Source organism: Thauera sp. ZXT1-4 (assembly GCF_052598215.2).
Genome location: NZ_JBQWSN020000010.1, coordinates 115,732 through 141,202, shown reverse-complemented (window position 1 = coordinate 141,202; position 25,471 = coordinate 115,732). Strand labels below are relative to the sequence as shown.

Sequence of the window (25,471 nt, the reverse complement as noted above, 5' to 3'; positions counted from 1 at the left end):
TGAAACCGGACAGATCACGTGCTACAAGTCCGGACAGTTTATGTGCTCCCTACAAAAAGATCAAAGACCCCTTTGACTTCGGAGAATCTGCCGCTATAATGCGCATCTCGCTGGCCAGTTAGCTCAGTTGGTAGAGCAGCGGATTGAAAATCCGCGTGTCCGTGGTTCGATTCCGCGACTGGCCACCAGAACTCGAGAATGGGCCGACTTCGTGTCGGCCCATTTGCTTTGCGGCCTCCGTTTCGCTCCTGAAGTTGCTGATTCGGCTCAATTTTGGGGCTGTGGCGCGGTGATATAATCCGCTTCGCTCCGATCGACTCCAGCCCCGCATGCAACTCTTCGCCCTCGGCCTGAATCACCACACCGCACCGCTCGCAATCCGCGAACGCGTTGCGTTCCAGCCTGAGCGGCTGGCCCAGGCCCTGCACGATCTCGTGCATGCGGATTCCGTGCGAGAGGCTGCGATCCTGTCGACCTGCAATCGCACCGAGCTCTATTTCGCCGCTGAACAGCCGCAGACGGCGGCCGACTGGCTGGCACGCTTCCACCAGCTGCCGCTGGTCGAGGTCTCCCCCTACCTGTATGCCTATCCGCAGCGCGACGCGATCCGCCACGTCTTCCGGGTGGCGAGCGGACTCGATTCGATGGTGATTGGTGAGCCGCAGATCCTCGGTCAGGTGAAGGATGCGGCACGCTACGCCGAAGAGGCGGGCACCATGGGGGTGCTGTTGCACAAGCTGTTCCAGAACACCTTCGCGGTGGCCAAGGAAGTGCGCTCAACCACCGCGATCGGCGCCAATACGGTTTCTATGGCTGCTGCTGCGGTGCATCTCACGGAGCGCATCTTCGAGCGCGTCGCCGATCAGCACGTGCTTTTCATCGGGGCGGGCGAAATGATCGAGCTCTGCGCCGCGCATTTCGGCGGCGCAAAGCCCAAGTCCATGACGGTTGCCAACCGCACCGAGGAGCGCGCGCAGGCACTCGCTGCGCGCTTTGGTGCGAGCACCATGCGCATCGATCAGATCGGCGACGCGCTGCCGCGCTTCGACGTGGTCGTGTCCTGTACTGCAGCGCCGCTGCCGATCGTGGGTCTCGGCATGGTCGAGCGCGCGGTCAAGGCGCGCCGCCACCGCCCGATGGTGATGGTGGACCTCGCCGTGCCGCGCGACATCGAGCAGGAGGTCGGCGCGCTGGACGACATCTTCCTCTACACGGTGGACGATCTCGCGCAGGTGGTTGAAGAGGGTATCGAGTCGCGCCAGCAGGCGGTGATCGAGGCCGAGCAGATCATTGACACCCGGGTCGATGGCTTCCTTCACTGGATGTCCGCGCGCGAGACGGTGCCGGTGATCCGTTCCTTGCGCGAGCACGCCGAGGGACTGCGGCGGACCGAACTCGAGCGCGCGGTGCGTCTGCTCGCCAAGGGGGAGGATCCGCAGCGCGTGCTCGAGGCCTTGTCGCACGGTCTCACCAACAAGCTGATGCACGGCCCCACACGCTTCCTGAGCCAGGCGGAAGGGGAGCACAAGGCCGAAGCGGGCCGCGTGGTGCGCGAGCTGTTCAACCTGTCCGGCGACCACCACTAGCCGCGGCGCCTGCCGTCTCTGCCGCATGCTGGCGGAGCGGCCCTTTTCGTCCGTCCTCATGAAGCAGAGCATCCGCGACAAACTCGAACACCTGACCCGCCGGCTGGAAGAGCTGGATCGCGCCCTCGCAGCCGAGGATGCGGCGCAGGACATGGGCGCCTTCCGCGAATGGTCGCGCGAGCGCGCGGAGATCGAGCCGGTGGTGCTGCTCTACGGTGACTATCGACAGGCCGAGAGCGACTGCGCCACCGCGCGTGAGCTGCTTGCCGACCCCGAAATGCGGGAACTTGGTGAAGCCGAACTGACCAGTGGAGAGGCGCGCATCGATGCGCTCGAGCTGGCGCTGCAGCGCGCGCTATTGCCGCGCGACCCCAATGACGAGCGCAACCTCTTCCTCGAGATCCGCGCCGGTACCGGCGGTGACGAAGCGGCGCTGTTCGCCGGCGATCTGCTGCGCATGTACGGCCGCTATGCCGAGCGCCAGCGCTGGAAGGTGGAGATTGTCTCGGCCAGCGAATCGGACCTCGGCGGCTACAAGGAAGTCATCGCCCGCGTGGTTGGCGCGGGCGCCTACTCGAAGCTTAAGTTCGAATCCGGTGGGCACCGTGTGCAGCGCATCCCCGTCACCGAAACGCAGGGCCGCATCCACACCTCCGCATGCACCGTTGCGGTGTTGCCCGAGGCCGACGAGGTCGAGGCAGTGGATATCAATCCGGCCGACCTGCGCATCGATACATACCGCGCCTCGGGCGCAGGCGGTCAGCACATCAACAAGACCGACTCCGCGGTGCGTATCACCCACATCCCCACCGGCATCGTCGTCGAGTGCCAGGACGACCGCTCGCAGCACCGCAACAAGGCGCAGGCGATGGCCGTGCTGGCCGCACGCCTCTACGACGCGAAGGTGCGTGCGCAGCAGAGCGCCGAGGCTGCGCAGCGTAAGAGCCTGGTCGGCAGCGGGGACCGCTCCGAGCGCATCCGCACCTACAACTTCCCGCAGGGACGCGTGACGGATCACCGCATCAACCTCACCCTCTACAAGCTCGATGCGGTAATGCAGGGCGAGTTGGACGAGCTCGTCGACGCGCTGACGCTGGAGCACCAGGCCAGCCTGCTTGCCACAATGGTGGAAGAGTGATGCACGCCGATGCCCAGCCCCGCCAGGATGAGGTCGATATCGCAAGCGCCCTTGCTTGGGCGCGCACACGGATCGACCTGATGGATGCGCGTGTGCTGTTGCGCCATGTGCTGCAGTGCGCAGCCTCCCGTCTCGTCGCCTTCCCCGAGCAGCGGATTGCCGAGGAGGACTGGGCGGCGTACCGCGCATTCGTCGAGCGGCGCTGCGCGGGCGAGCCGGTGGCCTATCTTGTCGGGCAGCGCGAGTTTTACGGGCGCGAGTTCATGGTCACGCCGGCCGTACTGATTCCCCGTCCGGACACCGAGTTGCTGGTCGAGCTCGCACTCGGCCATCTTGCCGGGCGCAGTGGTGCGCGCGTGCTCGACATGGGTACGGGCAGCGGCGCGCTGGCAGTGACCCTGGCGCTGGAGATGGACGCACCCGAGGTGATTGCACTCGATCGTTCCCGCGAGGCGCTGTGGGTGGCCATGGCCAATGCGGCAAGGCTCGGCGCGAGCGTATCCTTCGTGCAGAGCGACTGGTTCGGTGCGCTGGGAGAGGAGCAGTTTGATCTCATCGTCGCCAATCCGCCCTATGTCGCTGCAGCCGACCCCCACCTGGAGCAGGGCGACGTGCGCTTCGAGCCTCACGGTGCGCTGGTCTCGGGGCCGCAAGGCCTGGACGACCTGCAGACCATCGTCGCAGGCGCGCCGGCGCGCTTGGTCGACGATGGCTGGTTGCTCATGGAGCACGGTTACGATCAGGCCGTGGCGGTGCGCGGCCTGCTGGCCGACGCCGGATTCGCCGCCATTGCCTCATGGAAGGATCTCGCAGGCATCGAGCGTGCGAGCGGCGGGCGATGGCTGGGGCGTGGCGGTTGACGCCCCATTTGTCGCTCTCTAGAATTCCCGAGCAGTTAACTCAACTTTAAGAAGCTCCCAACATGAACATTCAGGACGTCATTCGCGATCAGGTCACCAACAACGCCGTCGTGCTCTACATGAAGGGCTCGCCGCAGTTTCCGCAGTGCGGCTTCTCCTCCGCCGCGGTGCAGATCCTCCGGAACTGTGGCGTTCGTGAAGTGCTTGCCGTAAACGTGCTGACGGACAACGACATCCGCCAGGGCATCAAGGAATACTCCAACTGGCCGACCATCCCGCAGCTCTACGTCAAGGGCGAGTTTGTCGGTGGCAGCGACATCATGCGCGAGATGTACGACAGCGGTGAACTGCAGCAACTGCTGAAGGACGCGGGTGCAGCCGACGAAGGCGCTGCCTGACCCGGCAGCGCAGCGGTTGAACCGGCCGCATGTCGGTTTTTTTTACATCGGATGATTGCCGGATGCGGGACTTCAACTTGCTTGCGTGCGCAAGCTGATGAAAGATAAGGGATTGACCGAAAGGCGCGCCTTCAAGGCGCGTTTTTTGCTTATGGAATGGCAGGTGTGATCAAATACCGCCCGAAAGGAACTCGCAAGGACTAAGCTGAGTCCTGAACAGTCAAGGCAGAGAGATTCGTTATGTCCGCTCCAGAGAAAACCAGCAACGAGAAGCGCCGCCGCCTGATCAAGTCAGCCGCCGCGGCGCCGGTCGTCTTTACGCTGCCGAGCGGCGCGGCGCTTGCCGCCACGAGCGCGACCTGTGACGCAAAGAGCCTCGCCCGCTTCGATCCCGGCTCAGTGCAGGCTGTCGTGAGCACAGCAGGGGACGGTTGGGTGCGGGCCCAGTTCCAGTCCTGGACGTTCCGGATCAAGGGGCAGAGTTCGCGTTCGATCGGGTTCAACTATGGCAGTCAGTGGTACGTCGTGTCGAATGGCTCTGCGTCCCTTGTCCTGGCCGAAGTTCACACGAACGGCGCGAATGCGCCCAGGCAGCGGGCAGGGGAGTATCACTACGTGCTGCTGAATTACCCTGACCAGGACTTGGTTCTCGACGCCTCGCAGTTCAACATCGCGCCGGTCGCGGGGGCGTCGTGCTGGAACTCCCTGATGCCGTCGGCAAACATCCCAGCCAGTAATACCGTCATCCTCTCCTGACCCCGCACGGTGCTGGCAAGGCGCTCGGCAGTGCGCTTCCTCGGCGAGGGAGCGGTCGTCTTCGATTCCCTGACCTGGCAGACGCATCTCCTGCCCGAAGAGCTTGCGGCGATTGCAGCAGTGGTTTGTGAACTCGCTGCGTCCGGGGCCGCGACGCCGGAGCGGTTGCAACAGCAGCTCGCTCGCGAATCTGGTCTGTCTTGCGAGGATTTCGACGCGCTGGTCGCGGCGCTCGCAGAGATTGGGTTGCTTGACGCATGACGCCTACGGGAAGAGCGGGGCCAGGGGCCGCGGCGGGAGTCGGGTCGGTCGAGAAACGCTTGGGGGGCGAGGGCGTCTGCCTGGACTATGGCGCGTGTGTGGTACGCGTGCGCAGCGCAGTGGGAGCGTTCAGCGGGCCGTTCGCATCCGTGTATCGGCATTTTTCGCTGGGGGATGCGTTCCCCTTTGTCGATTTCCACGTCGATATCGAGCCTGGTGCCGGGCTTCGCCGCTGGTTGCGCCCGCAGTCGCGTTTCCTGATCGATCGCGTGCAGCCCTTCGATCCCTTCGCCGCCAGCCACGCGTTACCTCATTACGAGTGGGGGCTCAACTGGAGCTTCGCGCAGCGTTTCAACCAGTATGTGCTTTTGCATGCAGGCGCCCTCGCGTGGGGTGATGCCGCCGTGGTGCTGCCTGCCATTCCAGGCTCGGGCAAGAGTACGCTGACCGCGGCGCTGATGCTGTCGGGTCTGCGCCTGCTGTCGGACGAATTCGGTGTACTGCGTCCGCAGGAGGGCGATTTCCTGCCCATGCTCAAGCCCGTCGCGCTGAAGAATGCCTCGATCGAGGTGATCCGTGATTTCCACCCCGGGGCTGAACTTGGGCCGACCTTCCCTGGCACACGTAAGGGCGACGTGGCGCACCTGGCGCCGGATGCGGCCAGTGTCGCGGCGATCCGTCGCCCTGCACAGCCGAGGCTGATCCTCTTTCCGGCCTGGCGCGAGGGGGCTGCGCTGACACTGCAGCCGCAGGCGCCGGAGCAGGCGTTCACGCGGCTCGCGTTCAACAGCTTCAACTACGGCCTGCTCGGGCGTATCGGCTTCGATGCCGTGGCGGATCTTGCGGAGGCCTGCCCGGCGTATCAGCTCGTGTATGGACGCCTGGATGATGCGGTGCGGTGCGTGCATGCGCTGCTGGACCAGCAGGTGGGAGGGGCGGATGGCTGACATGCAGGCACCGGGTCTGACAGAGCTGCTCTCGGTGCTGCAGACCCCTGAAAAGGCCCGCGAGCTTGCGCTTCACGAATGGGAGGGGGTGGTTCGCCTCGCGCGCGCGGCGCGTGTGCATGCCACCCTCGGCCACCGGCTGGCGAGCGATCCAGCGCGCTGGGGGGCGCTCCCCGAGCCGCCGCGTGGTCACCTCCAGTCAGCGATGAATTTTGCCGCCTGGCGGCGCCAGCTGCTGGCGCAGGAGCTGCGTGCGCTGGACGGGATCCTGCCTGCCGGGATCGAGGTGGTGCTGATCAAGGGTGCCGCGTATCACGCTCAGGGACTGGCGTTCGCCGAGGGGCGGCTTGCAGCCGACATCGACCTGCTGGTTCGTCGCGATGCGCTCGATGCGGCCGAGGCTGCGCTGGCAGCTGGCGGCTGGCGCTCGACCGTGACCGACCCCTACGACCTGCGCTACTACCGCGAGTGGAGCCATGAGCTTCCCCCCATGCAGGCCGAGGGCCATGCGCTGGAGCTGGATCTGCATCATGGGATCGCGCCGGTGACCAGTCGCTGCCGGCCCGATCCCATGGCGCTGTGGGATGCGAAGCGGAGCCTGCCGGGCTCGCGCTACTTCGTGCTCGACCCGCTTGATCAGCTCATCCATGCGGTGGTGCATCTGTTTCAGGATACCGAGCTCGACGGACGGCTGCGCGATCTGCTCGACATCGATGCGATGCTGCGTGCTCTGCCGCAGGATCAAGCGACGCTGCGGGCGCTCGCTGCCCGTGTGGCGCAGTTCGGCGCGCAGCGGCTGTTCTGGCATGCGCTGCAGGCCTGCCAGCGCTGGCTCGACACCCCGGTTCCCGCCGCGCTCTGGCCGGATCCGCCGCCGCCGGCTGCGCGTCGGCTCATGGACTGGATGTTGGCGCGCGTGTTGCTGCCGCGTCTGCCCGAGGCACGTCCGCGCCTCGGCGATCCGCTTGCGCGCCGCCTTGCCTGGCTGCGTTACCACCACATGCGCATGCCGCCCGGACTGCTGCTGCGGCATGGCGTGGCGAAGGGCTGGCGCCGGCTCCGCAGCCGGCGGACAGGCTGAAGACCTAGTCCCTGCGTCGAGCGAGTTCCTCGTTCAGCCGCGTGGCCAGCCGCAGCGCCTCGCGCAGGTAGCCCTTGCCGAACAGGTTCAGGTGGTTGAGCAGGTGGTACAGACTGTAGAGCGGCTTGCGCTGCTCGTAGTCCTCGTGGAGCGGCCATCGCGCGCGGTATTCGGCGTAGAAGCTCGATGGAAAGCCGCCGAACAGCTCGCTCATGGCGAGGTCCGATTCGCGATCGCCGTAATGCACCGCAGGATCGAATACCACGGGGGTGCCATCGTCCAGCATTGCGGCATTGCCGTGCCAGAGATCGCCGTGGAGCAGGCTCTCCTGCGGGCGGTAGTCGAGAAAGAGCGCTGGAACACGGGGGATCAGGCGCTCGCCCTGGCGGTACAGATCGCCGCCGAAGCCGTTCATGCGCGCAAGCTCGAACTGCGGGCGCAGACGCTGTTCGGCGAAAAAATGCGCCCAGTTGTCGTGTGTGGGATTGGCCTGCCGTGTCGCGCCGATGAAATTGTCGTGCTCCCAGCCGAACTGCTCTCCCCGCCTTTGGTGCATCTTCACCAGCAGATCGGCGAAGCGGGTGCCGTCTTCGGGGGACTGTAGCGGCCGTAGCACGAGGTGCTCGAGAACGAGCACGGCGCACCGCTCGTCACTCACACACGCGACCACCGCCGGCGTGCGGAAGCTGTCACTCGCGGCGATGGCGGCAAGGCCTTCGGCCTCCGCTGCGAACATTGGCGCGTGGCAGGTTTCGCCCAGTTTTGCGAAGTAGCGCTGGCCGCCTGCGTCCTGAACGATGAATGCGGCGTGGATGGAGCCGCCACCCACCGGCTGCGCGCTGGCGACGTGGAACCGGTTTCCTGTCGCTGCCCGCACCGCCAGTTCGATGGCGGGGAGGCCGGGATGGGAGAGGCCCGTGCTCATGGCTGGAAACGGTGCCGGGGCCGGGGCTGCGCCGGTCGTGGCAGGCAGTCTTCAGCCAAGGAGCGCGGCACGCGCGCGGGCCACCGCGGCACGCACCTGCTCGGGTGCGGTGCCGCCGACGTGCTTGCGCGATGCCAGTGAGCCTTCCACTGTCAGCACGGCGAACACGTCTTCACCGAGTCGGTCTGCGGCGCCCGGCACGTGGGCCATGGCGATGCGCAGTTCGTCCAGGGTGAATTGCGGCAGGTCGCAGCCCTTGATGTCCGCTGCACGCACCGCGAGCGCAACCGCCTCGTGCGCGTCGCGGAAAGGCAGGCCCTTCTTCACCAGGTAGTCGGCCAAGTCGGTGGCGGTGGCATAGCCCTGGGTAAGGGCGGACTGCATCGCCTCCTGCTTGACGCGGACGTTGAACACCTTGCTGCCGTTCTCGATCCGGCTGCCCATCATGTCGGCGTAGATGCGCAGGGTGTCGATGACCGTGTCTGCGGTGTCGAACAGTGGTTCCTTGTCTTCCTGGTTGTCCTTGTTGTATGCCAGCGGCTGGCCCTTCATCAGGGTGAGCAGGGCGATCAGGCTACCGTTGACGCGACCGGTCTTGCCGCGCACCAGCTCGGGAACGTCCGGGTTCTTCTTTTGCGGCATGATCGAGCTGCCGGTACAGAAGCGGTCGGCGAGATCGATGAAGCCCACGCGCGGGCTCATCCACAGGATCAGTTCTTCCGACAGCCGCGACAAGTGCGTCATCAGCAGCGCGGAAGCCGAGCAGAATTCGATCGCGAAGTCGCGGTCGCTCACCGCGTCGAGCGAGTTGTAGCAGACCTCGTCGAAGCCGAGCTCGGCCGCTACGAACTCGCGGTCGATCGGGTAGCTGGTGCCGGCGAGCGCCGCGCTGCCGAGCGGCAGGCGGTTGACGCGTTTGCGGCAGTCGGCGAAGCGCTCGGCGTCGCGCCGGCTCATCTCCAGATAGGCCATCAGGTGGTGGCCGAAGGTCACCGGCTGCGCCACCTGCAGGTGGGTGAAGCCAGGCATCGGCGTGCCGGCGTGGGCTTCGGCGAGATCCAGCAGATTGCGCTGGAAGTCGGTGATCAGCGCGAGGATCTGGTCGATCGCGTCGCGCAGCCACAGGCGAATGTCGGTGGCAACCTGGTCGTTGCGGCTGCGGCCCGTATGCAGGCGCTTGCCCGCGTCGCCGACCAGCGTGGTGAGGCGCTTCTCGATGTTGAGGTGGACGTCCTCGTCATCGAGGCTCCAGGTGAACTCGCCGCGCTCGATCTCGCCGGCGATCTGGGCCATGCCGCGCTCGATCTCGGCCAGATCCTGCGCGCCGATGATGCCCTGCTTCGCCAGCATCTTCGCGTGTGCGAGCGATCCGCGGATGTCCTGTGCGGCCATGCGCTGGTCGAAGAACACGCTGGCGGTGTAGCGTTTGACGAGGTCGGAGACGGGTTCGGTGAAGCGGCCGGACCAGGCCTTGGCGGGTTCGTTTTCGCCAGCGGCCGGTATCGTGGTGTCTGTCATAATGGGGGTGCGAAAGACGATCGGACCGGCAGGTTGCATCCAGCCGGGAGCCAGGGGGAACGCCGCGTTTGCGGCGCACAGAAATGCCGGAAAGTATAAAGCAAAAGCCTTCCAGACTCGCCGTGGCGGGGTTGCCCGATTTCCGTAACCTCGGCGTGATGTTGCGTGTGCTGCTGGTGGTGAATCTGCTGGCGTTGCTCACGGTGGCAATCCGCGGTGACGAGTTCGATCAGCTCGGCGCCCAGCTCGCGCTGATGGCTGGGCGGGTCGAGCTGCCCTTGCTGCTTGCGGTGCTGTTGCTGTATCTATTCTCGCCCTGGCTGCACCAGTGCAGGGGGCATTACGGGCCACTGGCGGTGTTCGGCCTGGCCAGCGCTGCGGTGGTCGTCAGTGCGCCGCCTCTCGGCGCCGGCGGAGCAACCCTGCTGCGTGCGTTAGCGTGGAGCTGGCTGGCGAGTGCGGCGACCCTGCTTTATTTTGATTACCGCAATCGGCGCTACTCTCCCGCGCTGGCCGAAGCGCGGCTGATGGCGCTCACTGCACGCATCCGACCGCATTTCTTCTTCAACAGTCTCAATGGCGTACTCGGCGTCATCCGTTCCGATCCGCGCCGCGCCGAGCGTGCGCTGGAGGAACTCGCCGATCTGTTTCGTGCCCTGATGCAGGACAACCGGGAGCGTGTGCCACTCGGCGACGAGCTGGCGCTGTGTGAGCGCTATGTCGATCTCGAGCGCCTGCGCCTGGGTGAGCGCCTGACGGTGCGCTGGGTTTTCGATGGTGGCGCCCGGGCAGATGCGGAGGGTGTTCGGCATGGCGCGGCCCTCGATGCTGGCCCCGGCTCGGAGGGTAGAGAGGCCTTGCTGCGCGCGCGGGTGCCTCCGCTGTTGCTCCAGCCCTTGGTCGAGAATGCCGTCTACCACGGTATCGAGCCCTCGACCGAAGCGGGCGAGGTGGTGGTACGCATCGCCCGGCGCGGTGAGATGCTGCGCCTGGAGGTGGATAACCCGGTGTGCGATGCGGTGCGCCATCATGCCGGGAACCGCATGGCGCTCGACAACATCCGTGAGCGGCTGACCCTGTTCTACGATCTTGAGGCGGGGCTCGAGATCGAGCAGAGCGGCGGGCGCTATCGTGTGCGCATCCAACTGCCTTATCGGACGAGGGACTGATGCAGACAATGAGCATGGATACGCCGATTCTTGCGGCGCTGCGCGTACTGATCGTCGATGACGAGGCGCCTGCGCGCACCCGCCTGCGCGACCTGCTCGGCGACATTTCCGGTCCGCACCCGACCCGCATCGTCGGGATGGCCGCCAATGGCGAGGAGGCGCTGCGCCTCTTCGAGGACGCGCCGGCCGACGTGGTGCTGGCGGACATCCGCATGCCGGTCATGGACGGTGTGGAACTGGCCCGCCATCTCGCGCGGCTGGAGGCGCCGCCGGCAGTGATCTTCGTGACTGCCTACGACCAATACGCGGTCGAGGCCTTCGAGCTGGCCGCAGTCGATTACCTGCTTAAGCCGGTGCGGGCAGAGCGGCTTGCAGCGGCGCTCGCCAAGGTCGAGGTCCGGCGCAGCGTGCCCGACGACAACGCGCTGGCGGCCATGGCGCCGGGCGAGCGGCGTCATTTCAGCGTCAGTGAGCGCGGGCGCATCCTGCTGCTGCCGGTGGGCGATGTCCTGTATTTTCGTGCCGAGCTGAAATACGTGACAGCGCGCACCTGTGAGCGCGAATATCTGTTGGATGAATCGCTGGTGCATCTGGAGGAGGAGTTTCCTCAGCGTTTCCTGCGCTTGCACCGCAACTGCCTCGTTGCGCGTGAAGCCGTGCAGGGTGTCGAGCGCGCAGGCGATCACGAGAGCAGCGATGCGCACTGGGAGGTGATCCTCAAAGGCGTGGATGAACGCCTGTCGGTCAGCCGGCGGCAGTGGCCACACGTCCGCCAGGCGCTCGGCCTGTAGTGTGCGCGCTGCCGGCCCGCGTGGCAGGCTCAGGGGCGTGCTGCAAGGCGTGCGCGCGCTTCATCGACCGCGTTCTCGACGTACTGTCCGTAGAAGTCCGCCAGGCGCATGCCGATGATGGGCTCGGCGAGGAGGCGGCCATCGGCGTCGAGCACGACTACGGTCGGTGTGAAGCGACCCCCCAGTGTTCTGGCGAGCTTGCGATGGGTGGTTTTGCGTCCGGCGAAGTCGCTGAGCGGGACGTCCGAGTCGATGTCAATCTGCCGGAAGAGGGTGCGGCCGGTGTTGGCGGGGTCTTGTGCCATCGGCACCAGGTAGGTGCGCGCAGCGTCGCAATACGTGCATCCTGCCTGGCTGAAGAGCACGACCATCGGCATCTTCGCAGCGCGCATCGCCGCTGCGTCACCCGCCAGATCCAGGGCGCCGGTCAGGCCCGTGCCGGCGGCCGAGAGCGCGATCGGCACGCATGCTAGAATGCCGCCGAACGCACGCACCAACGATGCCAGCCCGGATGCTGCTCCGGGACGGTGTCCAGGTGTTGTCCGCATGAACCCATCCTGTCAGGTAAGTATCCATCGTGAGCCAGAAAAGCCCCGAGCGCATCGTCATCGCCACCCGTGAAAGCCGTCTCGCCCTGTGGCAGGCCGAGCACATCAAGGCCCGGCTCGAGGCATTGTATCCTGGCTGCCAGGTCGAACTGCTCGGCATGACGACGCGGGGTGACCAGATCCTGGACCGTCCCCTGGCCAAGGTCGGCGGCAAGGGTTTGTTCGTCAAGGAGCTCGAAACCGCCCTGCTCGACGGTCGGGCCGACATCGCAGTGCATTCAATGAAGGACGTGCCGATGGAGATGGGGGCCGAGTTCGCGCTGCCCTGCATCTGCGCGCGAGAAGTGCCGCTCGATGCTTTCGTCTCGAACCGCTACGAGAGCCTGGCCGACATGCCTCCGGGGGCGGTGGTCGGGACCTCGTCCCTGCGCCGCGAGTCGCAGATCCACGCGCAATACCCGTTCCTCGGCGTGACCAGTCTGCGTGGCAACCTCGACACCCGCCTGCGCAAGCTCGACGAAGGCCAGTACGACGCAATCATCCTGGCTGCTGCAGGCCTGACCCGTCTGGGCATGGGCGAGCGCATCCGCTCGGTGATGCCGGCGGAGGTTTCGCTGCCTGCCGCGGGGCAGGGCGCGCTGGGCATCGAGTGTCTAGCCGCGCGCGCCGACGTGATCGAGTGGCTGCAGCCGCTGGTCGATGCCGAGACCACCGCCTGCGTGGTGGCCGAGCGCGCGGTTGCCCGCGCGCTGGCCGGCAGCTGCGAGGTTCCGCTCGGTGCCTACGCGATCATGCGTGCGGGGCGCCTGTGGCTGCGCGGCTTTGTCGCGCGTCCCGACGGCAGCGAGATCGTGCGTGCCGAGCGCGAGGGCGCGCCGGCAGACGCTGCGGTGCTAGGTCGCGCGCTGGCTGAAGAGCTGCGCGCGCAAGGCGCCGAAGCCATCCTTGCCGATATCGGCTAAGCGGCCTTCGGAGACGTGCGATGATGCCCCCAACCGCTGACGTCTCCGCCGTTCCGGACCTCGCAGGTTCCCTGGCGGGACGCACGCTCGTGGTGATGCGCCCGCGCGAACAGGCGGGCAGCCTGTGTGAGCGCATTCGTGCCCTCGGCGGCAACGCGCTGCTGTTTCCCGTCATTGCCGTCGGTCCCGCGCTTGATTCTGCGCCGCTCGAGGCGATCGTTCCGCGCCTGGACGAGTTCGATCTCGCCTTCTTCGTAAGCCCCAATGCCGTTCATCACGCGATGCAGTTCGTGCTGGCGCGCCGTGCCTGGCCTCGCACGCTCGGCGTGGCGACGGTGGGCAAGGGCAGCGAGCGCGTGCTGCGCGGCTATGGCTTCGAGCAGATCATTGCGCCGCAGCACGGATTCGACAGCGAGGCAGTGATCGCCCTGCCGGAGTTCTCCGCGCAGGCGGTCGCCGGGCGCAGGGTTCTGATCCTGCGTGGGGACGGGGGGCGTGAATTGCTCGCGGACACCTTGCGTGAACGGGGCGCAAGCGTGGAATATGTCACCTGTTACCGAAGATTCTGTCCCGACAATGATCCCGCGCAACTGCTCGATCCGGTAGCGCGCGGAGAGGTGGACGGCCTGCTGCTTACCAGCAGCGAGGGCGTGCGCAACCTTCGTCAGATGCTGGGCGCCGATGGTCTGGCCGCCCTGTGTGCAGTAACCGTATTTGCATCGCACCCGCGCATCGTTGCGCAGGCCCGGGAGGCAGGCTTCACCCACGTGGTGGAGACGCCGGCGGGCGACGACGGTCTGATGCAGACGCTCGTGAACCACTTTGGCTAAACTTGGACCATGAAAGAAGAGATCCCCGCCCTGACTCAGCCGCCAGCGTCTCAGCAAGCGTCGGCCGAGGACGCTGAAAGATCCTCTCCGGGAGAGACCCGAGACCTTCCCGAAAACCGCGTGCCGGAGCAGTCGGAAGGTGCGCGCCAGCAGCCGGATGGCGAGCAGGCCCCAGCCGGGGACGTCCCTGCCGTACCGCCCCCGGCGGAACCTGCAGTAAGCGAAGACACTCAGCCTGAACGCGGACGCAGCACGTTGGGCTGGTGGGCCTTGCTGGTTGCGGTGGTGGCCGTCGGCGGCGCCGGCTGGTCGATCTGGCAGGTGCGCGATACGCAGGCGCAGGCCGTCACGCTGCGCGAAGAACTCGCCAAGCGCCTCTCGGAAGGCGAATCGGTGGCCTCCGAAGCGCGGGGCATCGTGCGCCAGCAGCAGGAAGTCATCGCTTCGCTGCAGGGCAAGCTGGGCGCCCTCGAATCCAAGGTCGAAGTGACCGAGGGGCAGGCTGAGGCGCTCCAGGCCATGTACCAGGAACTCTCCCGCAGCCGCGAGGAAGGGGTAGTGGCGGAGGTCGAACAGGCCGTCGCGCTCGCCGCACAGCAACTCCAGATCGCCGGTAACGTGGAGGCCGCGCTGATCGCCTTGCAGGAAGCAGAGGCTCGGCTCGCGCTGCATGACCGTGGCCAACTCTCGGCTTTGCGTCGCGCGCTGGGGGGTGACATCGACGAGTTGCGCCTGCTGCCCGCGCTGGACGTCTCGGGGCTCAGCATCCGCCTCGAGCGCCTGCTTGAGCATGCCGACGCGATGCCGCTTGCCTTCGAGCGCCCCCTGTCGGCGGATGCCGCTGTGGGTGCCGACCTTGGGCCCGCCCAGAGCGGCGGCTTCGTTGGCTGGGTGGAGAAGGCTTGGCGCTTTTCGCAGGCCGTGGCTGCAGACGTGTGGCACGAGGTGCGTACCGTGATCCGCGTCGAGCGCATGGACGGCAAGGAGCCGGTACTGCTCGCCCCGGAGCAGAGCAGCTTCCTGCGCGAAAATCTCAAGCTGCGCCTGCTCACTGCACGGCTTGCACTGCTGGCACGTGATGGACGCACCTACGAGACCGACCTCGCGCAGGCGCGCGGCTGGGTCGAGCGTTTCTTCGACCAGGGCGACGAGCGCGTCAAGCTGGTGCTTAGCGAACTCCAGGCGCTTGGCGCAGTGAAGATTCGCTACACGCCGCCCGATCTGAGCGAAACATTCACTGCGCTGCGCAACCTGCAGGTACGCGCGGGCCGTCCGCCGCAACCGGTTGAACCCCCCAAGGCCGCCGCCGCGCCTGCGGATGAGGTCGAAACGGAGGCCGCGTCTGCAGCGTCGGAGGCGCCTGAGCCCGAATCCGCCCCAGCCACCGACGGCCTGGTGCCGAACGGCGAGGCAGCGGGCGCTGCGGATGCTGCTGCAGGGACGGGCGAGGCTGCGGACGGAGCCGCCGACAAGCCTGCCGAAGAACCCGTGCCCGCGCCTGCGGCCAGCGAATGAGGACGGGGCGATGCGCGCACTGATCTGGCTTATCGCGATCTTCGCCGTCGCCGTCGGCGTGGCGATGGTCGCCGGCGTGAATGATGGCTACGTCCTCGTGGTCCTGTCGCCCTGGCGGGCGCAGATTTCCCTCAACCTGTTCATCGTGCTCCTGGTGGTGGGCGTGGCGCTGGTACACATTCTGCTGCGCGTGGTCACGCGCACGCTGTCGCTGCCGGCCAGGGTCGCGCAGTGGCGTGAGCGCCGCCGCCGGCAGAAGGCTGACCGTGCCTTGAATGCCGCGATGAGCGCGCTGTTCGAAGGCCGCTATTCGCAGTCACTTAAGTCGGCGTCGAATGCATACGCGGCAAGTGAGGGATCCCCGATGGCGGCGCTGGTGGCGGCCCGTGCCGCGCACGCGCTGCAGGATCAGCCCCGTTACCAGGAATGGCTTGGCCATGCAGCGGAGGGCGGAAAGGAGAGCGAGGTCGCCTGCCTGATGACGGAGGCCGAGTTGGCGATCCTGAGCCGCGATTTCGAGGCGGCGGGGGCACGGCTCGCCCAACTGCGGGAGCGTGGCCACAAGCACATCGCCATGCTCCGCCTGGAGTCGGAGGTTCAGCTTGCGCTCGGCCAGTGGGACGACCTGATTCATACGCTGCGCCAGTTGCGCAAGCACAAGGCGCTTACGCCCGAGCAGGCTGCACCGGGGCTGCGCAGTGCGCATGTTGGGCGCATGCGGCAGATTCTGGCGAGCGATCCGGCGACGCTGGAGCGCTACTGGCTCGATATTCCCGCAGAGGAGCTCGAGGATCGGGGCCTGGTCGAGGAGGCGCTGCCGCTCATGGCGAAGGCCGGTTTTGCCGCGCGCGTGCGCAAGCAGGCGGAGCGGCTGCTGGACGAGCAGTGGGATAGCGGGCTGGCGCGCCTGTATGCGGATTGCTGCACGGGTACGCTCGATGACGCGCATGCCTGTCTGCACAAGGCGGAGTCCTGGCTGGAGCAGCAGCCCAAGGATGCGGGCCTGCTCTTCGCGCTGGGGCAACTCTGCCGTCGCACCGAACTCTGGGGTAAGGCGCAGAGCTACCTCGAGGCCTCGCTGGGTATTCAACCCGAGGTGGACACCCATCTTGCGCTCGCGCATCTGTTCGAAACCCTGGAGCGTCCGGCCGATGCCCAACGGCACTACCGGGCTGCAGCCGAGTGGGTAGCGGTCGGCGCAGGCGTCTGAGGATTCCTGCTGGCCGGAATGAAAACGCCCCGCGAGGAATCTTGCGGGGCGTTTTTCATTCCGCCGGATGCGCACGAGTTCGGGGGTGTTCGGGGGGGTTCGGGGGTGTTCGCGCAGCTGCCAGAGGGCCGGTTGTGCGGCCGCTCAGGCCCAGTCGCGCGGGCTCAGGTATTTTTCGTACAGCTCGGCCTCGGGCGAACCGGGCTCGGGCTTCCAGTCGTAGCGCCATTTCACCATCGGGGGCATGGACATCAGGATGGATTCGGTGCGCCCGCCTGACTGCAGCCCGAACAGGGTGCCGCGGTCGAAGACCAGGTTGAATTCGACATAGCGCCCCCTGCGGTAGGCGAGGAAATCGCGCTCGCGCTCGCCATAGGGCATGTCCTTGCGTCGCTCGACGATGGGCAGGTAGGCGTACTCGAACGCATTCCCGACCGCCTGGGTGAGGCCGAAGGCGGTGTCGAAATCCGTGCAACCGTCGGCGCCCAGGTCGTCGAAGAACAGGCCGCCGACACCGCGCGCTTCGTTGCGGTGCTTGAGAAAGAAGTAGCGGTCGCACCAGTCCTTCAGGCGGGCGTATTCGGCCTCGCCGCCGAAGGGCAGCACCGCCCGTTTGCAGGTGGCGTGGAAGTGACGGACGTCTTCCTCGAAGGCGTAGTAAGGTGTCAGGTCCATCCCGCCGCCGAACCACCACACCGGCGGTCTTCCGTCGGCCAGCGCGACGAAGAAACGCACGTTCATGTGCGCGGTCGGGCAGTAGGGGTTGCGGGGGTGCAGCACGAGCGAGACGCCCATGGCCTCGAAGCGGCGACCGGCCAGTTCGGGACGGTGTGCGGTGGCCGAGGCCGGCATGCCGTCGCCCATCACATGCGAGAAATTCACTCCGGCACGTTCAAAGAAGTCTCCCTCCTCGATGACGCGGGTGAGCCCGCCACCACCGCCCGGGCGCTCCCAGCCGTCCGCCCTGAAAGGCTTGCCGTCGAAGGCTTCGAGCCGGCGGACGATGCGCTGCTGAAGATCGGTGAACCAGGGTTTGATGATGGCGGGATTAGTCATTGCGTCTCAGCTCTTGTCGTCGACCGATGCATCGGCGGCGCCGGCCTTGGTTGCGGCGATAGCCGCATCGCAGGCGGCTGCGTCCGCGAACATCGGGCTGGTGCCGATGATCTGGCCGTTGCTCGCCTTGAGATTGAAATAAGGGCGACCGTCCGAGGCGGTACATGCCTCGTAGCGCTTGTCTTCAGCGGCGTTCTTGCGCACGGACTCGACGCCGTTGGTGCAGCTTGCCTTGGCGTTGTAGCCTTCGCTGCGCAACAGGGTCTTGCCCTCGGCATTGACCAGCTTGAAGTGGAACTCGCCCTTGTCGTTCTTGGTGATCTCGAATTTCACGGACATCCGCGCCTCCTTGACGGGTTTCTGGGTCAAGCGTGCGAGGATCGCACGCTTGACAGCAGGATAGCCCGCCCGCCCCACCTTGTCAGTCGTGGCTGGCGCCGCAGTGCGCATTCGGATGCCCGGATTCCCCGCTCCGGGAAATTCAGTTCTTGCGGGTGAGTGCGCGATGGCCGATGTCACGACGGTACTGGCGACCGTCAAAGGTGATGGCGTCCGCAAGTTCGTAGGCGCGTTTCTGTGCAGTGCGCACGTTGTCGCCGAGTGCGGTCACGCACAGCACGCGGCCGCCGGCGGTGACGATCTTGCCGTCCTGCATTGCCGTGCCGGCGTGAAAGACGTGTGCATCCTCGATCTCGCCGGCCGGCAGCCCTGCGATCGGATCGCCCTTGCGCGGACTCTCCGGGTAGCCGGCAGCGGCGAGCACCACGCCGAGCGCGAAGCGCCGGTCCCATTCCGCTTCGATCTGATCCAGCTTGCCTGCGATCGCGGCTTCGATCAGGTCGGAGAGGTCGGTCTTCAGGCGCATCATGATCGGCTGGGTTTCGGGGTCGCCCATGCGGCAGTTGAACTCCACCACGCGCGGACGCCCCTCGCCGTCGATCATCAGGCCGGCGTAGAGGAAGCCGGTGTAGGGCAGGCCGTCTGCGGCCATGCCCGCAAGGGTCGGATTGATGACCTCGCGCATCACGCGCGCATGCACGTCCGGGGTCACGACCGGCGCAGGCGAGTAGGCGCCCATGCCGCCCGTGTTCGGGCCTTCGTCCCCGTCCTTCAGGCGCTTGTGGTCCTGACTGGTGGCGAGTGCGAGCGCATTCCGGCCGTCGGCCATGACGATGAAGCTCGCCTCCTCACCCTCCATGAACTCTTCGATCACCACCCGGGCACCCGCATTGCCCATGCGGTTATCCAGCAGCATCATGTCGATCGCGCCATGCGCCTCTTCGGCGCTCATCGCCACCACCACGCCCTTGCCCGCAGCAAGGCCGTCGGCCTTGATCACGATCGGCGCACCCTCGGCATCGATGTAGGCATGGGCCGCGGCCGCATCGGAGAAGGTGCGGTATTTTGCGGTCGGGATGTTGTGGCGGATCAGGAACTGCTTGGCGAAGTCCTTGGAGCTCTCGAGCTGCGCTGCGGCCTTGGTCGGGCCGAAGATCGGCAGGCCGGCCGCGCGGAAGGCGTCCACCACGCCCGCTGCAAGCGGCGCTTCGGGGCCGACTACGGTGAACGCCACCTGCTCGCGCTTCGCCAGCTCCACCAGCACCGGGATGTCGGTGACCGGTGCGTTCTGCAGCTTCGGCTCGCTCGCGGTGCCGGGGTTGCCCGGCGCCACCAGCACGCGGGTGACCTTGGGCGACTGGGCGAATTTCCAGGCCAGCGCGTGTTCGCGGCCGCCGGAACCGATGACGAGGACTTTCATGGGCTGCTCCGATTCTCTGCGGGGACGGTCGTGCTCAGTGGCGGAAGTGCCGGTAGCCGGTCAACACCATGGCGATGCCCTGCTCGTCGGCCGCGGCGATCACCTCCTCGTCGCGCACCGAGCCGCCGGGCTGGATCACCGCGGTGGCACCGGCCTGGGCGAGCACGTCGAGGCCATCGCGGAAGGGGAAGAAGGCGTCCGAGGCCACCACGCAGCCACCGATCTGGAGGCCGGCGTTCTCCGCCTTGATCTTGGCGATGCGGGCGGAGTCGACCCGGCTCATCTGGCCGGCGCCGACGCCGATGGTCATGCCGTCCTTGCAATACACGATGGCGTTGGACTTGACGTACTTGGCCACGCGCCAGGCGAACAGCATGTCGCGCATCTCGGTATCGGAGGGGGCGCGCTGCGTGACGACCTTGAGGTCGACGATCTGGATGCGCGCTTCGTCCGCGCTCTGCACCAGCAGGCCACCACCCACACGCTTGTAGTCGAAGGCGCCCGCGGGCTGCCCGAGCGGACAGGTGAGCACGCGCACGTTCTTTTTGCTGGCGAGCAATTCGAGCGCGTCGGCGGCGTAGGCAGGCGCGATCAGCACTTCGAGGAACTGTGCCGACACCGCCTCGGCTGCGGCGCGGTCCACTTCGCCGTTGAAGGCGATGATGCCGCCGAAGGCCGAGGTCGGGTCGGTGGAGAAGGCCTTCTTGTAGGCCTCGAGCGGGCTGGCTGCGACGGCTACGCCACAGGGGTTGGCGTGCTTGACGATGACGCAGGCGGCGGCCGGGCCGTCGAAGGCCTTGACGCATTCCCAGGCTGCGTCGGCGTCGGCGATGTTGTTGTACGACAACTCCTTGCCCTGCAGCTGGGTGTAGCCGGCGACGCCGCCGTCGGCCGCGCCGGGCTGGCGGTAGAAGGCTGCGGTCTGGTGCGGATTCTCGCCGTAGCGCAGGTCCTGCACCTTGTCGAAGGCCAGTTGCAGGCGCTCGGGGTAGGTCTGCAGCGATACGTCGCCGGCTTCGTTGCTGACCAGCGCGGTGAGGTAGTTGGAGATCGCCGAGTCGTAGCGCGCAGTGTGGGTGAAGGCCTTCACCGCGAGCCCGAAGCGGGTCTTGTGGCTGAGCTTGCCGGCGTTGGACTTGAGCTCCTCGACGATGCAGCCGTAGTCCTCGGGGTCGGTGACGATGCCCACGCCACCCTGCTCGTTGCCGTGATTCTTGGCTGCGGCGCGGACCATCGTCGGGCCGCCGATGTCGATGTTCTCGATCGCGTCTTCCAGCGAACAGTCGGGCTTGGCCACGGTCTGCTGGAAGGGGTAGAGGTTCACCACGACCAGGTCGATACGGCCGATGTCGTGTGCGGCAATCGTGTCCATGTGCTCGGACAGGTCGCGACGGGCGAGGATGCCGCCGTGCACCTTCGGGTGCAGCGTCTTGACCCGGCCGTCAAGCATTTCGGGGAAGCCGGTGTGCTCGGAGACATCGGTCACCGGCAGGCCGGCTTCGCGCAGCAGGCTGGCGGTGCCTCCGGTCGACAGCAGCTTGATGCCGAGAGAGGAGAGTTCGCGAGCGAAGTCGAGCACGCCGGTCTTGTCGGAAACACTGATCAGGGCTTGGGACACGTTCATCTTTGGGGGCCTGAGGCGAAGGTCGGAAAGGAAAGGTCGGGCGGAAACACCGTCGAGGAAGGCGGGCGGTGCCCGGCGTCGCTCAAAGCAGCTCGTAGTCGTTGAGCTTGCGTCGCAGGGTGTTGCGGTTGATGCCAAGCATATCGGCAGCGACCGTCTGGTTGCCGTTGGCACGCTCGAGGACGAACGCCAGCATCGGACGTTCGACATTGCGGATCACCATGTCGTGGATGGCGGCCGGCCGTTCTCCGTCCAGGTCGCGGAAATACTGGTCCAGCGTGCGGACGACGGCGTCGGCGATTTCGTTGCTGCGACTGGTCATGCGGCGAGTTCCTGCGGATATTCGGCGGGGGCGTCGTCCTGGTCGTGCTCGTAGCTCAGGCGCGCGTCGGCTTCGGCGAGTTGGCCGAAGAAGTCGTCCACCGCCGCGAGCTGAGCGGGAACGTCCGGGATCTGGTTCATCGTACGCCGGAACGCGGCCGATCCGACCAGTCCCTTGGTGTACCAGGAGATGTGCTTGCGGGCGATCTTCACACCCCGGTCTTCGCCGTAGAAGGCGTAGAGATCGGCGACATGCTCGCGGCAGACCTGGAGGATCTCGCTCACCAACGGCGCGGGCAGCAACTCGCCGGTCGTGAGGTAGTGCTCGATCTCGCGGAAGATCCACGGCCGGCCCTGCGCCGCGCGCCCGATCATGACGCCATCCGCGCCCGTGTAGTCGAGCACGTGCTTCGCCTTTTGCGGGCTGGTGATGTCGCCGTTGGCAATCACCGGGATCCTCACCAGGGTCTTGACGTGGGCGATCGTGTCGTACTCGGCCTCGCCCATGTACTGGTCGGCGCGCGTGCGGCCATGAATGGCGATCGCGCGGATGCCGGATTGTTCGGCGATGCGGGCAATCGTGGGGGCGTTCCTGTTTGCGCGGTTCCAGCCGGTGCGAAACTTGAGTGTGACCGGGGTGTCCGGCACGGCCCGGACCACCGCTTCGAGGATGCGCGCCACGAGCGGCTCGTCCTGCATCAGCGCCGAGCCCGCCATCACGTTGCACACCTTCTTGGCCGGGCAGCCCATGTTGATGTCGATGATTTGCGCGCCCCGGTCGGCGTTGTACTTTGCCGCCTCGGCCATCATCGCCGGGTCGGCGCCTGCAATCTGTACCGAGATCGGATCCACCTCGCCGGTGTGGTCGGCGCGACGGCGGGTCTTCTCGCTGCCGTACAGCAGCGAGTTGGAAGTGACCATCTCGGACACGGCTACGCCTGCGCCCAGCTTCTTGCACAACTGGCGGAAGGGTCGATCCGTCACGCCGGCCATGGGGGCGACGAACAGATTGTTGCGCAAGGTGAAGCCGGCAAACTGCATGGCGGGGACGGGCTGGGGAGCGGACAGGGGAAAGGGCGGCATTTTACCCCATCGCTCAGGCCCTTGGGCGCGAAGGCCGTTGCATGCATGCAACCCACCGTGCGGCGGGGGCGCTCCGGCGCCCCGATTCCTCAGTCTTGGCTCGCGTCCCGAAGGGCCTGTTCGAGGTCTGCGATCAGATCGTCGGTGCCCTCGATGCCGACCGAAATCCGCAGCAGATCGAGCGGGCAGCGTGTGCCCGGGCCCTCGATCGGACCACGGTGCTCGATCAGGCTTTCGACCGAGCCGAGCGAGGTTGCGCGGCGGAAGATCTTCACGGTGCCCGCGACCCGGCGTGCGGCACCTTCGCCGCCTTTGACGCGCAGCGACAGCATGGCGCCGAAGCCGCCTTTCATCTGGCGGCAGGCGATGTCGTAGCCAGGATGCGAGGGTAGGCCGGGATAGAGCACCGCGACCAGCGCCGGATGGTGTTCGAAGTGCTGTGCGATGCGCAGTGCCGAGGCGGCGGCGGTCCGCACGCGCGGGAACAGCGTGCGCAGGCCGCGTGCCAGCAACCAGGCCTCGAAGGGGCCGGGTACCGCGCCGCCGTTCTGGCGCGCGGTCCGGATGCGGGACCAGAAGTCGTCCTCGGCGCGCGTGATCAGTGCGCCGGCAACGACATCGGAGTGACCGTTGAGGTATTTCGTTGCCGAGTGCATGACGATGTCGGCACCGAGCGCCAATGGTTGGGTGAACACCGGCGTGGATACGGTGGAGTCCACCACCAGGCGTGCGCCTGCCGCATGTGCACGCCCGGCTGCCTGGGCGATGTCGAGGACCTCCCAGGTTGGGTTTGCAGGCGTCTCCACCCAGACCAGGTCTGCCGGGCGCGCGAGCAGGGCGGCGAGCTCGTCGCTGTCGGCGTAGAAATCCAGGGTCAGGCCCCAGTTACCGGTGAAGCTCACCAGCCAGTTGCGCAGCGACCAGTACATGTCGCGCGGCGCCACGATGCGCATGCCGGGCTTGAGTGCGAGCAGCACCGCGGAGGCCGCGGCCATGCCCGAGGCGAACAGCGCCGCAGCTGCGCCACCCTCAAGGCGGCACAGCAAGGCTTCGGCCGGGTCGTAGGCGGGGCTGAGGTCGCGGGCGTAGATGCGTCCGCCGGGCAGACTCCCGTCCGGGTCGCGCTCGAAGGTGCTCGCCATGTGGATGGGCGGCACGATGTCGCGGTGTGGCATTGTCGTTGCACCCATGCCCTGGGCGGCGAGGGTGGCGGGGGAGAGCGTGTCGTCATGCGGCATGATGCGCGGTCCTTCGGGCGAGGATGCGGAGGGGGAGAGTGGCGGAGCGCCAGACATTGCAGGATCGGTGCGTTGAGCGTGTGCGGCGGCCTCCGGGTGGCGGGGAGCCTACAAGCTCGACGTGGTGGTGTCGAGCCCGGCCCGCAGGTAAAATTGCCGGCTTTTTCCCCGCCGGGGCTTTCGCCGTGATCCGTATCGAAAACCTGCGCAAGACCTATCGCGCGGCTGACGGCCGCGAGGTCGAGGCGCTCACCGACATCAACCTCGAGATCGGTACCGGCGAGGTGTTCGGCATCATCGGCCGCTCGGGCGCGGGCAAGAGCACGCTGATCCGCACCCTGAACCTGCTCGAGCGTCCCTCCGCCGGGCGCGTGCTGGTAGACGGCGAGGAGATCACCACGCTCGACAGCGAAGGCCTCTACGCGCTGCGCCGCCGCGTGGGCATGATCTTCCAGCACTTCAACCTGCTCAACGCCAAGACCGTCGCCGACAACATCGACTGGCCGCTGAAGGCGACCGGGCACGGCAACGCCGCCGAGCGCGCCGCGCGGGTGAAGGAACTGCTGGCGCTGGTGGGGCTGTCCGAGCATGGCCACAAGTACCCCTCGCAGCTCTCCGGCGGGCAGAAGCAGCGCGTGGGCATCGCACGTGCGCTCGCCAACCGGCCGCAGCTGCTGCTGTGCGACGAGGCGACCTCGGCGCTCGACCCCGAGACCACGCAGTCCATCCTCAAGCTGCTGTTGGACATCAACCGCCAGCTCGGTCTCACCATCGTGCTGATCACCCATGAGATGCAGGTCATTCGCACGATCTGCGACCGTGTCGCGGTGATCGATGGCGGGCGCATCGTCGAATCGGGCAGGGTGGCCGACGTCTTTCTGCATCCCCGGCATCCGGTCACGCGCAGCATGGTGGCGCAGAGTGACGCGCTCGCCGCGGCGAGCTTCGACCCGGCGCACGCCTACATGAGCGACAAGCTGCGTGGCACGCTGGTGCGCCTGACCTACATCGGCGACGTGACCTACCAGCCGATCCTCAGCCGCATCATGGCAGGCGCGAAGGTGCAGATCACGATCCTGCAGGGCGAGGTCTCGAGCATCAAGGACGTGCCCTTCGGCCAGCTACTGCTTGAGCTCGAAGGCGGCGAGGACGACATCCGCGCGGTGTTCGCCGAGCTCGACCGTCACCAGATCCACCACGAGGTGCTGCAGTAATGGACCTGTCCGTCATCGACTGGAGCGACATCTGGATCGCGACCTGGGAGACCCTGGTCATGACCGGGGTGTCGCTGTTCTTCACCATCCTGCTGGGCCTGCCGCTCGGCATCCTGCTGTTCGTCACCGCCAAGCGCCAGTTGCTGGAGCAGGGCTTCGTCTACACGGTGCTGTCCTTCGTGGTCAACGTGCTGCGCTCGGTGCCCTTCCTGATCCTCTTGATCGTGATGATCCCGGTCACGGTGATCCTGATTGGCACCTCGCTCGGCGTGGAAGGTGCGATCCCGCCGCTGGTGGTGGGCACCGCGCCCTTCTTCGCGCGCCTGGTCGAGAACGTGCTGCGCGAGGTCGACCGCGGCGTCATCGAGGCCTGCCAGGCGATGGGCATTCGCACCGCACGCATCATCTTCGGCGCGCTGCTGCCCGAGGCTCTGCCCGGGCTGATCGCCGCCGTCACCGTGACGGCGATCACCTTGATGTCCTATGCTGCGATGTCCGGCGTGATCGGCGGTGGTGGCCTCGGCGACCTCGCGATCCGTTTCGGCTATCAGCGCTTCCAGACCGAGGTGATGGTGATCACCGTCGCCCTGCTGGTCGTGCTCGTCCAGATCATCCAGTACTCGGGCGACCGCCTGGTGCTGTATTTCACCCGCAAGTGATCCCCACGAAGGAGACTTCAAC

The 25,471-nt window shown here is 66.6% G+C and carries 26 protein-coding genes and 1 tRNA gene; 17 read left to right on the top strand and 10 right to left on the bottom strand.

Annotated elements, in window-relative coordinates; all coding sequences use genetic code 11:
- Nucleotides 1–112: 112 nt before the first annotated feature.
- The 9 genes from ACUH78_RS10240 to ACUH78_RS10200 all read left to right on the top strand — a co-directional run bounded on the left by ACUH78_RS10240 (nt 113) and on the right by ACUH78_RS10200 (nt 7,027).
- Nucleotides 113–188, top strand: a tRNA-Phe gene (locus tag ACUH78_RS10240).
- A 141-nt stretch (nt 189–329) separates the two neighbouring features.
- Nucleotides 330–1,586: a glutamyl-tRNA reductase gene (gene hemA, locus ACUH78_RS10235; protein ID WP_418364877.1), complete on the top strand. Its 1,257-nt coding sequence runs from the start codon at nt 330–332 to the stop codon at nt 1,584–1,586.
- 58 nt (nt 1,587–1,644) lie between these two features.
- Entirely contained in the window at nt 1,645–2,724 is a 1,080-nt protein-coding gene (gene prfA, locus ACUH78_RS10230; protein WP_445333382.1) for a peptide chain release factor 1, read from the top strand.
- A complete protein-coding gene (gene prmC, locus ACUH78_RS10225) occupies nt 2,724–3,584 on the top strand; it encodes a peptide chain release factor N(5)-glutamine methyltransferase (RefSeq protein ID WP_418364879.1) in 861 nt (286 codons plus the stop codon). The genes prfA and prmC overlap by 1 nt, the downstream gene beginning before the upstream one ends.
- A gap of 62 nt (nt 3,585–3,646) precedes the next feature.
- Entirely contained in the window at nt 3,647–3,982 is a 336-nt protein-coding gene (gene grxD, locus ACUH78_RS10220) for a Grx4 family monothiol glutaredoxin (RefSeq protein ID WP_418364880.1), read from the top strand.
- 240 nt (nt 3,983–4,222) lie between these two features.
- Nucleotides 4,223–4,738, top strand: coding sequence for a hypothetical protein (locus tag ACUH78_RS10215; protein ID WP_418364881.1), 516 nt, complete (start codon nt 4,223–4,225; stop codon nt 4,736–4,738).
- A gap of 30 nt (nt 4,739–4,768) precedes the next feature.
- Complete coding sequence (locus ACUH78_RS10210) at nt 4,769–4,999, top strand: HPr-rel-A system PqqD family peptide chaperone (RefSeq protein ID WP_418364882.1); 231 nt, start codon at nt 4,769–4,771, stop codon at nt 4,997–4,999.
- Nucleotides 5,000–5,058: 59 nt separating this feature from the next.
- Nucleotides 5,059–5,946: an HprK-related kinase A gene (locus ACUH78_RS10205; RefSeq protein WP_418364883.1), complete on the top strand. Its 888-nt coding sequence runs from the start codon at nt 5,059–5,061 to the stop codon at nt 5,944–5,946.
- Nucleotides 5,939–7,027: a nucleotidyltransferase domain-containing protein gene (locus ACUH78_RS10200; protein ID WP_418364884.1), complete on the top strand. Its 1,089-nt coding sequence runs from the start codon at nt 5,939–5,941 to the stop codon at nt 7,025–7,027. The genes ACUH78_RS10205 and ACUH78_RS10200 overlap by 8 nt, the downstream gene beginning before the upstream one ends.
- 4 nt (nt 7,028–7,031) lie before the next feature.
- Here the strand turns inward: ACUH78_RS10200 and ACUH78_RS10195 are convergent, their stop codons facing one another.
- Both ACUH78_RS10195 and argH read right to left on the bottom strand, forming a co-directional pair.
- Nucleotides 7,032–7,952 carry a fructosamine kinase family protein gene (locus ACUH78_RS10195; protein ID WP_418364885.1) on the bottom strand — a complete coding sequence of 307 codons (921 nt, stop codon included), beginning with the start codon at nt 7,950–7,952 and terminating at the stop codon, nt 7,032–7,034.
- A 51-nt stretch (nt 7,953–8,003) separates the two neighbouring features.
- Nucleotides 8,004–9,470, bottom strand: coding sequence for an argininosuccinate lyase (gene argH / locus ACUH78_RS10190; RefSeq protein WP_418364886.1), 1,467 nt, complete (start codon nt 9,468–9,470; stop codon nt 8,004–8,006).
- Nucleotides 9,471–9,553: 83 nt separating this feature from the next.
- Here argH and ACUH78_RS10185 point away from each other — a divergent pair, with 83 nt between their 5' ends.
- Nucleotides 9,554–10,639: a sensor histidine kinase gene (locus tag ACUH78_RS10185; RefSeq protein ID WP_445333381.1), complete on the top strand. Its 1,086-nt coding sequence runs from the start codon at nt 9,554–9,556 to the stop codon at nt 10,637–10,639.
- Nucleotides 10,639–11,430, top strand: a complete 792-nt coding sequence (locus ACUH78_RS10180) for a LytR/AlgR family response regulator transcription factor (RefSeq protein WP_418364888.1) — start codon at nt 10,639–10,641, stop codon at nt 11,428–11,430. Before ACUH78_RS10185 ends, ACUH78_RS10180 begins: the two co-directional genes overlap by 1 nt.
- Nucleotides 11,431–11,459: 29 nt before the next feature.
- Here the strand turns inward: ACUH78_RS10180 and ACUH78_RS10175 are convergent, their stop codons facing one another.
- Nucleotides 11,460–11,978 carry a thioredoxin fold domain-containing protein gene (locus ACUH78_RS10175; RefSeq protein ID WP_435749695.1) on the bottom strand — a complete coding sequence of 173 codons (519 nt, stop codon included), beginning with the start codon at nt 11,976–11,978 and terminating at the stop codon, nt 11,460–11,462.
- 29 nt (nt 11,979–12,007) lie between these two features.
- On the opposite strand from ACUH78_RS10175, the gene hemC reads away from it, so the two are divergent.
- The 4 genes from hemC to ACUH78_RS10155 all read left to right on the top strand — a co-directional run bounded on the left by hemC (nt 12,008) and on the right by ACUH78_RS10155 (nt 16,495).
- The gene (hemC, locus tag ACUH78_RS10170) at nt 12,008–12,940 is read left to right on the top strand and encodes a hydroxymethylbilane synthase (RefSeq protein ID WP_418364890.1); all 933 of its coding nucleotides are present in this window, start codon (nt 12,008–12,010) and stop codon (nt 12,938–12,940) included.
- A gap of 95 nt (nt 12,941–13,035) precedes the next feature.
- Nucleotides 13,036–13,770, top strand: coding sequence for a uroporphyrinogen-III synthase (locus ACUH78_RS10165; RefSeq protein ID WP_418364999.1), 735 nt, complete (start codon nt 13,036–13,038; stop codon nt 13,768–13,770).
- A gap of 120 nt (nt 13,771–13,890) precedes the next feature.
- Complete coding sequence (locus ACUH78_RS10160) at nt 13,891–15,285, top strand: uroporphyrinogen-III C-methyltransferase (RefSeq protein WP_418364891.1); 1,395 nt, start codon at nt 13,891–13,893, stop codon at nt 15,283–15,285.
- Nucleotides 15,286–15,295: 10 nt separating this feature from the next.
- A complete protein-coding gene (locus tag ACUH78_RS10155) occupies nt 15,296–16,495 on the top strand; it encodes a heme biosynthesis HemY N-terminal domain-containing protein (protein WP_418364892.1) in 1,200 nt (399 codons plus the stop codon).
- A 144-nt stretch (nt 16,496–16,639) separates the two neighbouring features.
- Here ACUH78_RS10155 and hemF read toward each other — a convergent pair whose 3' ends face one another.
- From hemF to ACUH78_RS10120, 7 genes are all read right to left on the bottom strand, one after another.
- Nucleotides 16,640–17,551 (bottom strand): oxygen-dependent coproporphyrinogen oxidase, encoded by a 912-nt coding sequence (gene hemF / locus ACUH78_RS10150; RefSeq protein WP_418364893.1) that lies wholly within the window; start codon nt 17,549–17,551, stop codon nt 16,640–16,642.
- A 6-nt stretch (nt 17,552–17,557) separates the two neighbouring features.
- On the bottom strand, nt 17,558–17,890 hold the full coding sequence (locus tag ACUH78_RS10145; RefSeq protein WP_435749692.1) for a YegP family protein: 333 nt from the start codon (nt 17,888–17,890) through the stop codon (nt 17,558–17,560).
- Between the two features lie 142 nt (nt 17,891–18,032).
- Entirely contained in the window at nt 18,033–19,310 is a 1,278-nt protein-coding gene (gene purD / locus ACUH78_RS10140; RefSeq protein ID WP_418364895.1) for a phosphoribosylamine--glycine ligase, read from the bottom strand.
- A 34-nt stretch (nt 19,311–19,344) separates the two neighbouring features.
- Nucleotides 19,345–20,934, bottom strand: coding sequence for a bifunctional phosphoribosylaminoimidazolecarboxamide formyltransferase/IMP cyclohydrolase (purH, locus tag ACUH78_RS10135; protein WP_445333380.1), 1,590 nt, complete (start codon nt 20,932–20,934; stop codon nt 19,345–19,347).
- A gap of 82 nt (nt 20,935–21,016) precedes the next feature.
- Nucleotides 21,017–21,256, bottom strand: coding sequence for a helix-turn-helix domain-containing protein (locus ACUH78_RS10130; RefSeq protein WP_418364897.1), 240 nt, complete (start codon nt 21,254–21,256; stop codon nt 21,017–21,019).
- Nucleotides 21,253–22,296, bottom strand: coding sequence for a tRNA dihydrouridine synthase DusB (dusB, locus tag ACUH78_RS10125; protein ID WP_445333383.1), 1,044 nt, complete (start codon nt 22,294–22,296; stop codon nt 21,253–21,255). The genes ACUH78_RS10130 and dusB overlap by 4 nt, the downstream gene beginning before the upstream one ends.
- A gap of 131 nt (nt 22,297–22,427) precedes the next feature.
- Nucleotides 22,428–23,576 carry a trans-sulfuration enzyme family protein gene (locus ACUH78_RS10120; protein WP_445333379.1) on the bottom strand — a complete coding sequence of 383 codons (1,149 nt, stop codon included), beginning with the start codon at nt 23,574–23,576 and terminating at the stop codon, nt 22,428–22,430.
- Between the two features lie 185 nt (nt 23,577–23,761).
- On the opposite strand from ACUH78_RS10120, the gene ACUH78_RS10115 reads away from it, so the two are divergent.
- Both ACUH78_RS10115 and ACUH78_RS10110 read left to right on the top strand, forming a co-directional pair.
- On the top strand, nt 23,762–24,790 hold the full coding sequence (locus tag ACUH78_RS10115; protein WP_445333378.1) for a methionine ABC transporter ATP-binding protein: 1,029 nt from the start codon (nt 23,762–23,764) through the stop codon (nt 24,788–24,790).
- Entirely contained in the window at nt 24,790–25,449 is a 660-nt protein-coding gene (locus ACUH78_RS10110; RefSeq protein WP_004366368.1) for a methionine ABC transporter permease, read from the top strand. Before ACUH78_RS10115 ends, ACUH78_RS10110 begins: the two co-directional genes overlap by 1 nt.
- The last annotated feature ends 22 nt before the right edge of the window (nt 25,450–25,471 follow it).